This window comes from Sutcliffiella halmapala (assembly GCF_050107295.1).
Lineage (GTDB): Bacteria > Bacillota > Bacilli > Bacillales > Bacillaceae_I > Sutcliffiella_A > Sutcliffiella_A halmapala_A.
The window spans coordinates 374220-385608 of sequence record NZ_JBNIKR010000002.1 but is presented as its reverse complement, the minus strand read 5'-3'; the positions used below and the strand labels follow the sequence as shown (position 1 = coordinate 385608).

The 11389-nt window shown below is 40.7% G+C and carries 12 protein-coding genes; 3 read left to right on the top strand and 9 right to left on the bottom strand.

The window, feature by feature from the left end:
- The first annotated feature begins 8 nt into the window (after nucleotides 1-8).
- On the top strand, nucleotides 9-257 hold the full coding sequence (locus tag ACQCT5_RS05855) for a DNA alkylation repair protein (protein ID WP_224840580.1): 249 nt from the start codon (nucleotides 9-11) through the stop codon (nucleotides 255-257).
- 25 nt (nucleotides 258-282) lie between these two features.
- Here ACQCT5_RS05855 and ACQCT5_RS05850 read toward each other — a convergent pair whose 3' ends face one another.
- A complete protein-coding gene (locus ACQCT5_RS05850) occupies nucleotides 283-1104 on the bottom strand; it encodes an alpha/beta fold hydrolase (RefSeq protein WP_499639907.1) in 822 nt (273 codons plus the stop codon).
- A 172-nt stretch (nucleotides 1105-1276) separates the two neighbouring features.
- On the opposite strand from ACQCT5_RS05850, the gene ACQCT5_RS05845 reads away from it, so the two are divergent.
- The gene (locus ACQCT5_RS05845; RefSeq protein WP_499639905.1) at nucleotides 1277-2020 is read left to right on the top strand and encodes a DUF4397 domain-containing protein; all 744 of its coding nucleotides are present in this window, start codon (nucleotides 1277-1279) and stop codon (nucleotides 2018-2020) included.
- Nucleotides 2021-2068: 48 nt separating this feature from the next.
- Here ACQCT5_RS05845 and ACQCT5_RS05840 read toward each other — a convergent pair whose 3' ends face one another.
- From ACQCT5_RS05840 to ACQCT5_RS05825, 4 genes are all read right to left on the bottom strand, one after another.
- On the bottom strand, nucleotides 2069-2206 hold the full coding sequence (locus ACQCT5_RS05840; protein ID WP_386638457.1) for a YjcZ family sporulation protein: 138 nt from the start codon (nucleotides 2204-2206) through the stop codon (nucleotides 2069-2071).
- A gap of 45 nt (nucleotides 2207-2251) precedes the next feature.
- Complete coding sequence (locus tag ACQCT5_RS05835) at nucleotides 2252-2344, bottom strand: YjcZ family sporulation protein (RefSeq protein WP_499639902.1); 93 nt, start codon at nucleotides 2342-2344, stop codon at nucleotides 2252-2254.
- A gap of 723 nt (nucleotides 2345-3067) precedes the next feature.
- Entirely contained in the window at nucleotides 3068-3661 is a 594-nt protein-coding gene (locus ACQCT5_RS05830; RefSeq protein ID WP_499639900.1) for a YpmS family protein, read from the bottom strand.
- Between the two features lie 11 nt (nucleotides 3662-3672).
- Entirely contained in the window at nucleotides 3673-4602 is a 930-nt protein-coding gene (locus tag ACQCT5_RS05825; protein WP_499639898.1) for an SGNH/GDSL hydrolase family protein, read from the bottom strand.
- 234 nt (nucleotides 4603-4836) lie between these two features.
- Between ACQCT5_RS05825 and ACQCT5_RS05820 the strand changes: the two genes are divergently transcribed.
- Entirely contained in the window at nucleotides 4837-4986 is a 150-nt protein-coding gene (locus ACQCT5_RS05820) for a hypothetical protein (RefSeq protein WP_499639897.1), read from the top strand.
- A gap of 52 nt (nucleotides 4987-5038) precedes the next feature.
- Here ACQCT5_RS05820 and ACQCT5_RS05815 read toward each other — a convergent pair whose 3' ends face one another.
- The 4 genes from ACQCT5_RS05815 to ACQCT5_RS05800 form a co-directional block, all read right to left on the bottom strand.
- Nucleotides 5039-5647, bottom strand: a complete 609-nt coding sequence (locus tag ACQCT5_RS05815; RefSeq protein ID WP_499639895.1) for an SCO family protein — start codon at nucleotides 5645-5647, stop codon at nucleotides 5039-5041.
- A gap of 295 nt (nucleotides 5648-5942) precedes the next feature.
- Nucleotides 5943-8732 (bottom strand): VWA domain-containing protein, encoded by a 2790-nt coding sequence (locus tag ACQCT5_RS05810; protein ID WP_499639893.1) that lies wholly within the window; start codon nucleotides 8730-8732, stop codon nucleotides 5943-5945.
- Entirely contained in the window at nucleotides 8716-10518 is a 1803-nt protein-coding gene (locus ACQCT5_RS05805; RefSeq protein WP_499639891.1) for a vWA domain-containing protein, read from the bottom strand. Before ACQCT5_RS05805 ends, ACQCT5_RS05810 begins: the two co-directional genes overlap by 17 nt.
- A 5-nt stretch (nucleotides 10519-10523) precedes the next feature.
- Nucleotides 10524-11387 carry a DUF58 domain-containing protein gene (locus tag ACQCT5_RS05800; protein ID WP_499639889.1) on the bottom strand — a complete coding sequence of 288 codons (864 nt, stop codon included), beginning with the start codon at nucleotides 11385-11387 and terminating at the stop codon, nucleotides 10524-10526.
- Nucleotides 11388-11389: the final 2 nt, after the last annotated feature.

The following is an 11389-nucleotide window of genomic DNA, read 5'->3' as shown; positions in this document are numbered from 1 at the left end:
CCTGATTTATGACATCACCTTATTTATGTCCTAATTGCAAAACAAACAGATCCCGCTTTAACATAATTGAACAAGTGCCAAAATCGGTGAAGCTTGATCCACATTCCGGTGAGGTGCTGAATGAATTCTCCTCGGAAACGCTGGATGCTTTCCACATTCCATACAAAGGACCTTCCTACAAAGTGCAATGTGCGACTTGCGGCCTGATAGAAGAGGAAAGATCATTTATTAAAAGGGCAGAATATCAAAAAGGGTAAAAGGCCGTGGCCTTCTACCCTTTTTTTAATTATGATTATTTCGTCTATGTTCATCTACATATCCCATAAATCCGATAATAGCATCCAATAATTCATTAGGCTCTTCAATCATGCTCATATGTCCGGATTTCTCCATCAATGTTTGATGAATATGAGGGCCTTCCGCTGTAAAAGTCTTTTCAGGAGGGATGATTTTGTCCCCTTTTCCAGCGACCAACAGTATGGGACAGTTCGATTCATTTAAAACATTTTCTCTGTTCATTCTGTTTTTCATGGCTTCCAGGGCACCTTGTGCGCCGTTGACCCTCGTATTGAAACCAAGCTTTTTGACAAACTCCACTTCATTTGCCATTTCATCTATATTTTCATCAGCAAAAAGCTTGCCGGAAAGTTCTTCAATAAAGCCTTTCATGCCCTCTTCGTTTATACGTTCAATTGCTTTCTCTCTTCCCTTTTTCGCTTCTTCACTGTCCTCTGCACCGGTAGAATGAATAAGTCCAAAGGCTTCTACCATACGGGGAGAGTTCTCTGCCAAAGCCAGGGTGACATAACCACCTAATGAATGACCGAGAATCGTAGCTTTTTCTATTTCCAGCTGCTTCAGAAGATGATCGATATCCTGGGCCATATCATCGATTGAGAACGGTTCCTCTGAAACTGCAGATTTCCCATGGCCCCGCAGGTCGATCGCAATGACCCTGTAATAGGAGGAAAGCTCTTCCATGATATATTTCCAATACACATGGGTACCGCAAAAGCCGTGTAATAGAACAACAGGCTTTCCTACACCTTTATCTTCATAATTTAAAGAAATATCCTTGTGGATGGTGCTTTCATATTCAGCCATGGTTTTTTGCTCCTTTTTTTATGAAATAGAGAAAAGGTTCCTATCTTTAATTTACCACATTTTTCTTCCCCGTAAACTATCTAGTCATTTTGTGATAAGAATAAATAATAGACAAGTGCACAAGTTATCCAGCATATCCTTTTACCGTCAGGACTTTTCCGGAGGTGGAAAAATGCATTTTTGTTCGGATTCTTTTACTGAAGCAACAAGATATCAGTTCCTTGCCGATTATTATAAATATTCAGATCCTACGAAACATATTTATTATTACCAGAAACATTATCATCATTTGTACAATTGGATTCATCAACACTCAGTAAGGGAAATTCCAGTGAACAATACTTCAAAGGTACGAGTATTACACGGTGCTCCAAGAACCACCATCGTGGATGTATATATAAATAAGGAGCTGATATTAAGAGGGTTACGCTATAAAAATAGCAGTGAATATCTCGAGCTTCCAGCCGGCTGCTATCAAGTCGACCTTACAATTACCGATAACCCCTCACAACTCTTAACCTCGACTATGCTCGAGGTAGCACAAGGAACCTCGTATACAATTGCTGCCTTGAATTCCGATGGAAATACAACCATTCTACCTGTCAGTGACGATGAAAGGGTTCCTCCTGGTGAAACCAAAGTCCGTTTTCTGCATCTATCCCCCACTGCTCCAAAAGTGGACATAGGCGTCAAAAAGGGGGATGTCATCTTTTCTGATCTGGACTTTCGCAGTGTGACAGACTATTTACCATTAACACCGATGACCGTGGATCTTGAGATACGCCTTGCTGGTACAAAGGATGTAGTATTACCGATTAACAGGGTAAATGTGAAGCCTGATTTGGCGTACACCATTGCAGTTGTCGGTCTGCCTGGTGAAGCACCAAACTTGGAGGCCATCTTTTTGGTTCCCTAAACAAAGAAATGCCCAGTCCGAGGACTGGGCATTCCATCATTTAAGTTATTAGCACCAAGCAGCACCAACGATAATCAAAAGAATGAATAATACTACGATTAACACGAAAGAACTGCCGTATCCACCAGGGTAACCTGCACCAGCAACTTGACCGTAACCGTAATTGCCGCAACCACACCAACTCATAGCTGTCACCTCCTCCACGTATCTTAATTAATCGTCAGCGGGGCATTAGTATTTTAATGCACCTGCACCTACAATCACCAATAAGATAAACAGAACAACAATCAATGCAAATCCTGTTCCATATCCAGGACCACCCATGCTGTACACCTCCCCCTCTTTCCTAATACATAATGTATTCATCTATAGTCCAAATGGAAAGGCTGATGCCCAGTTCCAAAAAAATTAGGTATTTTCCCCAATTATGGAATTTAAAAAGAGGCTGTTCAGAAAGTCTGTATTTCACGGCTTTCTGATCAACCTCTTTTGCACGTCAATCCCCTTTGTGAAATTCGTTAGGATTTTTAAGCCCCTTTCTATTGTTCAATCTCCACGAGCAGTACATATGGGGAATTCTATTGGATTTTTTGTTCTTCTTTTACATAGAGGAGTCCATTTGCGGGCTTCTATTGGACTTTTTAATCTTCTTTTACAGTGAGGAGGCCATTAGCGGGCTTCTATTGGACTTTTTAATCTTCTTTTACAGTGAGAAAGCCATTAGCGGGCTTCTATTGGACTTTTTAATCTTCTTTTACAGTAAGGAGGCCATTAGCGGGCTTCTATTGGACTTTTTAATCTTCTTTTACAGTGAGAAGGCCATTAGCGCCTCTCTATTGGACTTTTCATTCGATTTTTCCGATGAGAAGTACATTAGGAACTTTCTAATCGGTTTTCGAGCATGAATCTCACTTGGAAAAGTCCAATAGCCAATAACATTTTCTATTGCTTGCTCGATTGGTCCATTAATCACATAAAAAAGCCATCCGACAGACAGCATGAAGTCTTTTCGGACAGCCTCTTCTTATAAATTTCTAACAACTACTATTAATCTTCAACCGGTACTAGAAGTTTAAATTCTATATCGTCCTTTTCCAGGTCAAATTTGGTGAATTCGACTTTTGCGTCACTGCGAAGCTCCAATTCCTGCAGTGATACATAGATGCTCTGTTCATCAGGAAGAATACTTACCCATGAAGGCAGCGGATAGTTGTCACCCACATACTTTAGAACCATGGAAACAGGTACTTGTAATCTTCCGATGGACATCGAATCCTGTTTTAGATTCACGTCCCCATTTTCTTGTACTTGAGGAATAAATGTCATTGTCAGAGGAATATCTCTTTGAAAAACAGTCATTTCCCCCCTCAGTTCCACCCTGTCCGTTAATCTGACTTCATAATTCAATGGTCGCTTTGTTTCTTTTTCCAAGTAATATTCAACAAGCTTATTCAGATCTTCTTTATCGGAACGGATATTGAAGGATACCCTTTGTCTGTCATCCGCAGTTTTCTCGGATAATCGGAGCAGATTGGAATGTTTGGGAAGCAGTACCAGCAAAATCGCCAAGCCTGCAATCAGAATATTGATTATTAGTAAGGAAAAAAATGCAACTTTCCAATTCATCACTCTCTTCGTCATGATTTCCTCTTCTACTCCCTTTCTTCCAGCAAGTTTTCTTCTGAAAGTACCTCTTCATTATATTCAATCACCTGTTTGACAACCTCATTTCCTATTAAATGATACCCTTTTTCATTGGGATGAAACTGGTCATCATCCAACAAGTTTTCATCCGTGTCAAGAAAAAGCTCCTGGATTGGGACGAAAACAGTTTTTGGATGCTTCTCCAATACGGAAACGGTGGTTTCATTCCAATTGGTTACAACTTCATTCATTTCTGGAATTTCCTTAAAGAATTCGTAAAAAGGGTTAAAAAGTCCAACTACGTAGATGGTGCTATTCGGATTGTTTTTCCTGACTTCCGATATGACAGTTTCCAGTCTTACCGCATATTCCGCTTGTTCTTTATCGAACAACTCGAAATTCAAATCAAGGAAGTTTTCCCTGATCACCTTCATTAAGTCATTCCCACCAACAGTCATAAAAATAACATCGGCACTCTGAAGGGAATCCTGGACCTCGGGCTGCTTTAGTCTTTTCAATAGATGATTGGTCCTGTTTCCCCTTACACCAAGGTTGGTGATGGAAACTTCATCGATATAGGATTTATTCAAATAATGCTCCTTCACAAAAGGAGTAAATCCACCTTTTTTCGTACTGTCTCCAACGCCTTGTGTCAATGAATCCCCAAAGAAAACTAATTGAAAGGAGCGATCAAAAAAGTCATCGGATACTTCTTCTTTTTCCTCTAATGTTGTTTGTTTTTGCTTGTTTTCGGCTTGTTCTTCTATATTGAAGAATAAACCTCCCTCGAAAAATTCCTTTTCTTCCTGGCTTTCCCGTCTTTCTTTAGCTTTTTCAAGCACAATGCTCGAAGAATTTTGTGCACTGCAACTAGACATACTAACAGTACCGACTATGAAAAGGCCCAATAGGCCAAAAATGGATAAACTTTTATTCATTTCACATTCTCCTCATTAAGTGAACCTTCTTGCTGAGGTTTCCCACTTTATTGAAAGTAAGTAAACCTTATCCTCGATTCATGCACTTAAGGGTCTAAAGCAGATAGGTATATTATCACAATTATATACCCTAATAGTGGATGCGGTATATTTTTTATATCATACTACCACTCTTTTTTCAAAAATACCTACTCTACACACTTTAATACTATATTAAATGAAAGGATGAAACAGATGGATAATAAAACGAATGAAAATTTAAAAGAAAAGGAAATACTTGCATGTAATGAGGAGGTTTCGAGGGAATTATTTTCAAAGGAATTACATGTTATTGTGACAGATGGAGTAAGGGCAAGTTTGGAACAGAAATCAGAGAAATCTTAGAAGGTACTAAAAAATGTCCGGCAAAACAAAAGGTTTTGCTGGACATTTAATATTATTGCTCTTGAAGAATTTTGACATGCTCCAATATTTCTTCAAACGGAACATCGAGCCCATCATAGCTCTTTACAATGGTTCCTTCCTGATCTATCAGGTAGATGCTGGTACCATGAACAACCTCTCCACCATTTTTAGGCTTCGCAACTATCGTTTTAAAATTTTCCGGTCCGAAGGTTTCAATCTCCTCCTGGGAATAGCCGGTCAAAAAATTCCATTTTGTATAATCCGCTTCGAATTGATTACCAAATTCCTTTAACTTTTCAGGAGTGTCCACTTCAGGATCTACGGAAAAGGATAGGAAATGTACGTCGAGCCCTTCTTCCATGGACATCCGCTGTAATTTGGCGAGATTAGCAGTTATCGGTGAACATACAGTTGTACAGCTTGTGAAAATTAAGGAGGCAACCGTTATGTCCCCTTTCATATCCTTCAGTCCAAAAGTATTTCCTTCTTGGTTGGTATAAGAGAAGTCCTCCAATTCCCGGTCTGTTGCATCCGGAATGCCTTCCTTCCCAGGCGTACCGCATGCTGCCAATAGTAAAGTCATAACAAGAAATATACTTAACAATTTTATTCTCTTCCTCAAACAACTCACCTTTTTCATGAATACTTTTACTACGTCAAATATTATCACTAAATGGCAGGTGTTAAAAGAAGCTTGCAATCAAGTTCATAAAATCAACATATTTTATTTGTGCCGTTAAACACCGCTGTTGATTTCCGCACTAGGCGCAGCGACCCAAGGGGCGATTGTGGAGCCTCCTCGGCTTCGCCTTCGGGGTCCCCACTAAACGCAACACCCGCCGGAGTCTTGGCTATTGCTCCAATCAACAGCTAGTATATGTAAATAATTCTTTTCTTCAATAGAACCTTCATTAAAAAAAGATTAACCGCTGGGGTTAACCTTTTCTTTTTCTATTTTTGGCTTTTAATAGTTGTGCCATGCGATCTTCTTTGTCGGTGGGACTGCTGTTTTCAGTTGTTGGACGTTGCTCTGTATTAGGTTTTTTTGTTGGTTCACTGGAAACAAGGTTCTCTTTCCTGATTTCCTGGGTGTTTAGGATTGTCTTTGGTTTTGCCTTTTTGGGTTCTTTCCCTTTTATGGAAGGAAGTTTCTTTTCTCTCATTTCAGCAGTTTTCTTCTTAGGAATAACCTTGCTTTTCAGATAAAAGAACGGTGACAGTCCGAACCGTCTAATAAAGATCTCCAACAGCAGAAGAAAAAAAGCAAAGATGATAAATGGGCTCCAAACGGACTGACTTTGATATAAGTTCTTGTGCCAAGGTCTGAATGACTCGGTTGGTTCCTCTAATATCGTTCCGTTATTGATGGAAGCCAGTTTTTCAATCAGATCCTGATTGATAGGCTTTTGTTCAAACTCTGTAGAATAGGGAACCACCATACCAGTGGAATAGGTGTTCACCGTTTCTCCTTGTTCTTCCTGGCTGATATTCAAGAAATAGATTTCCGGTAGAGCAGGAAATTCCAATTCATACTGCCCTGGCCCTATTAATTTACTTTTTGCTTTCTCTATTATTTCACCCTTGTTGTTCGAGACACTGATACTAAGGGGAAGGAGCTTATTTTCGGCAGCCTCCACTCTTACGGTGGCTTTTCCACCCGATACACTTGTCTGAATGTCAAAATTTCCTTTTTCATAGGAAGGCAGGGACCATGTGACGATCTCGTTCCAGAAGCCGGTCCATTCGCTCCAGATTGGAAAACCTCCGCTCCAGGCTCCCGATACATCTGAGGTCCAGGCAACAGTTCTTCCCAAACCGTAGTTCATCCGTGCAAGGATTGGATCCTCCTTTTCACTGCTGATGATCTGGTCTGCCCTGGATTTAAGAGTGGTCGCAATATAGCTGTTAATCGTTGGAGTACCTCCAGAAAAACGCGTGGACCAATCATAGCCTGATGTTACAAACGGAACATGCGGGTTATCTTCAATATATGTTTTTGTTGTTAAAGCTGTTTCACGCGACAGGATGCTCGGTACAGAACTCGCCTCATAAACCTCGTAGAATCTCCCGCTGCCATAACCTGCAAGTTCCTCGAGGAGGCTAATGTCTGCATCTCCTCCGATGGCAACAGTGGATAACGTTACATTATTCGCCAGACCCTCCTCAATCAGCTCTTCATACGCACCATCCGGAGATTGTCCATCTGTAAGCAGAATAATGTGTTTTCTTTTAAGATCTAGTTTGTTCAGTTGTTCATATGCCAGGCTTAAAGAAGGATAAATATCTGTACCTCCGCCTAGTGCAGTGGATCGGATGGTTTCAATCACTTCTTTTTTGTCCATTATTGGAGCTGTTTCTACCACAGACCAAGGTTCCGTATCAAATGCAATAAATCCAAAGGTGTCATCTTCCCTTAATAGCTCAACAGACCTGGCAGCTGCTTCTTTAGCCAACTCGAATTTTTCCCCCATCATACTGCCTGAACGATCAAGTACGATAACCAGACCGAGCGAAGGGATTTCCTTTTTACCTTTGACATCCATGTCTACAGGTAGTATCTTCTCGATTGGCGTCTGGAAATAGCCACCCAATCCGTATGATTCGTCTCCACCGGTCATGATGAATCCGACACCAAAATCTCTTACTGCCGTCTCCATCAATTTCATCTGGGTTTCACTTAAATGATGGCCAGATATATTATGGAAAAGGATGCTTTCATAAGCCAGAAATCCTGCCAGATTGGTCGGTAAAAGTTCCGGTTGAATCCGGTCCACTCTCCACCCATTGGAAGTCAGAGCCTGATAAACTTTCTCTCCTTGTGCTTCCTGATCGACCAACAGCACTTTCGGTTGCCCGTTGACAGTAGTGATCGAATGGGAAAGATTGTTTTCCACAATTTTATCATCTATTGGAATAATTTCAGCTTTAAAGGAATAAAGTCCCGGCTCTTTTAATGGAGCTTGATAGGAATAGTAATTCATCCCTTTAGCTACCACTATCTCTTCTAGAATGACCATTTCGTTGTTAAGTGATATCTGCAGTGTTGCAGTCGTATCAAAATTCGAATCTAGAGACACCTGAAAAGGAACCGCCTCCCCCTCAAAACCATTTTGGGGAGTAGTAAAGGATTGGATGGAAACATCATGGACATTTGGTGGCTGAAAGGCCCTGACATCAAATTCGATGTTATTTGATGAGAGAAGCTCCGCCTGTCTGAGACTGTCTCCGTTCGTTTCCACACCATCTGTCAATAGGACGATTCTACCCTTGGAATCTTTCGGAAGATAATTTGAAGCAAGCTTGATTCCCTCCTCCAGATTGGTGAAATTCGTTTCCTCATTTACTGAAACGGTCTGCACTTCATCTTTTTCACGGGAAAATGAGCGTTCCAGCCTTGCCTTATCAGCTACAGTAATGATGGCGTAGGAATCTTCATCCCCTTTCGCCTCGATTGAACGGTTCAGAAAGTCCAGCATTTCCCCTTCCAACCGTTTGACACTTTCTGATTGATCCAGGACAAAGACCGTATGTACTCCTTTTACCGGATAGAGTAGGGAAGGTATGACAAGTCCAATGATAATAAGAAAAAAGATAAGGCTCCTTAGGCTGAAAATTACATAATCCTTGCTCCTTTTCTGTTTCTTTTTGCGCCAGGATAGCACCAGACTGATGATGACAGGTATTAAGAATAATAGCATGAGAGGGTGTTCAATTTGCAACTGCACGTCTATATACCTCCCATTCCACAAGCAGTACAAGCAAGCCTAATATCAGGAATATATAGGTTACATCCTTACTAGAAGTGCCTTCGTCCACCTTGACGGCCTTTGATGAAGATAGGGAAAAGCTTTCTTCTGGAACAATCGTTTTTTCCTCATCGTCCAGCATGACTGTAAGTAATTTTTCTTTAGTAGTACTATTCTTTACCTCTTTGAACGTATAGAGTCCCGGTTGAATCGGAAGCTGCAGGTTCTGATCAAAATCCTTATATTGAATTACTGCTTCACCTTTATCATTGACAATTTCCACTGAAGATGTATCTGATGCAGGGATATATTCAAGCCAATCACCAGGAGAATAATAGCCCATTAGCTCCTGTCCCGCTGTCAGATGCTCGATTGCATTATATAAAAATAAAGGAAAACTGGGGTGCAATGGCCAGTCACTTGCATCTAGTTCGAATGTCTGAACAATAATCGGATATTCATCATACATTCCCTCAAGCAGTAATGGTATATTGCCCTTTTGCGCCAATACACTCAAACCTTCTATTTTGGAGCTGTAGGCAGACTGAACAAATACCTTATCAATTTCCACCATATTTAATAGAGGATGATTCTGATCAAAGCTTACTTCCCCTTCAAGCTCCACCTTCACCTCTGGGGAAGTTCCCATGGGAAGAAAGATGAATTTTGGTCCATCCGGCCACTCATCCATTGGCAAGCCTTTAATAAAATGTACTCCTTCCTTATCTTTTGGAACTATAGAATTGGAGGTAAGGTGAATAACTTGGGAGCTGGCAATCTCCAAAGCCTTTCTTGCAAATGGATGAACAGCCTCGTGAACAAAGATGGTAGACCTGTTTTGATCCAAAAGAAAGGCATACTGTTCATTATCCAAAACGTAATGAGTGTCGCCACTGATTTCCGCGCGATAGATCTTTGCTTGTGATAAGTTCTCCAAGTATATGGTTTTCGTTTCATTTGGCTCTAATCGTTCTGTCACTTCCACAAGATTTTCATCTTCCCCGTACACATTCAAGATGACTTCTTTTTGTACCTTGCTCTCATTTTTAATTGTTGCTACACCAATAACCTTTTCATCATTCATACTTACGCCGAAGGTTACAAGGGAAAGGTTCGGATGCTCCTCACCAAAATTATGTGCGGCAAATCTTGTGTTCTTGTGAAAGGAAATGTCTGTACTCTTTGATAGATTATCTGAAAATACATGAATCTGTCCCTGCTCCTCCCCCATCAAACTCTTTGCCAATTCGATGGAATCTGTAAGGTTTGCCGTTGAATAGGAAGGAGTTAAAGCTTCCAGGTGCCTTCTTATTTCCCTTTTGGAGGATACCCTCTCCTCTATCATCAAAGGTGTATCGTTTGCCACAATAATCGTTACAGCCTGATCACCTAGCTCTTCCAAGGTATCCAGGGCTTCTTGTTTCGCTAGTTCAAACCTGGTACTCTCTTCATCTGCTAAAGCTGTCATGCTTGCAGATGTATCAAAAATAAAAACGAAATGATCTCCTTCGATTCCCTCTTTCTCGAAGTATGGCCGAACGAGCGAGAAAATGAGAAATAGGAGTGCCAATAATTGCAAATATAAAAGAATATGATGTTGAAGCTTCTTCCACCAAGCCTGTGCCTCGAATTCATTCATCCATTCCTGCCATAGAAGCACAGAAGGAATTGATTTCTTTTCATACTGCTTTCTAAAGAAATACAAAAAGATGACAAAGAGCAGAAAAGCAGTGAGAAAAAAATATAGCGGTGCTGTAAATCCCATTTATATCACCTAATCCAACCTAATGAGGTCATTCTTTTAAAGAGAATATCTTCGACGGTTTCCAGTGTGCTGCATGTTATATAGGAAATGCCTCTTTCATAACAGAAGCTTTCAAGGGCTTCCATCCTGTTTTTCATTCTCTGCTTATACTGATTTTTCGTATAATCAGATATCGTTACATTGACCTCCTGTTTTGTCTCACTATCCACCAGCATATAATCACCTTCCATGCTAGGATCTAACTCCTCCCGGTCCAGTACTTGTATGAGGTAGATTTGCTGCCTATTTGCCTGTATCAGCTTAAGGACATGGAAGATGGACTCCAGCGGCTCCATCAGGTCACTGATCACAATGGATATACTGCTTTTCCTTTGCACATAGCCCGCTACGGCTTCAGAAAAAAGAGATGATGATTCCTTTGGACTCAGGTCTTCCACATATTGCATCATTTGAAACAGATGTGCTTTCCCCTTTCGATACAGATAAGGAGACTGCTCTCCATGTACACCAATTACTGAAACCCTGTCATCCTGGCATAAACCCAAATAGGCAAATGAGGCAGCAAGTGTTTTCGCCAATTTCCATTTCTCAGGAACAATGGACATGGAATATGTGCAATCCAGATAAATGGAGGCAATGAGTTCCTGTTCATCTAAATATCTCTTAATATAGTGTTTTTGGGTTCTGGCATAGATATTCCAATCCACCTGACGTAGATCGTCTCCCTGCTGATAGATCCTATAGTCGGAAAAATCATGGGAAGCACCAAACCGTTTTGATTTACGGGTACCTTTATGCCAGCTTCTTTTCAGCTTGCTCGCCTGAAGGGAATAGGACTGAAGCTGCTTAGTAATAGATCCATTTAACATTC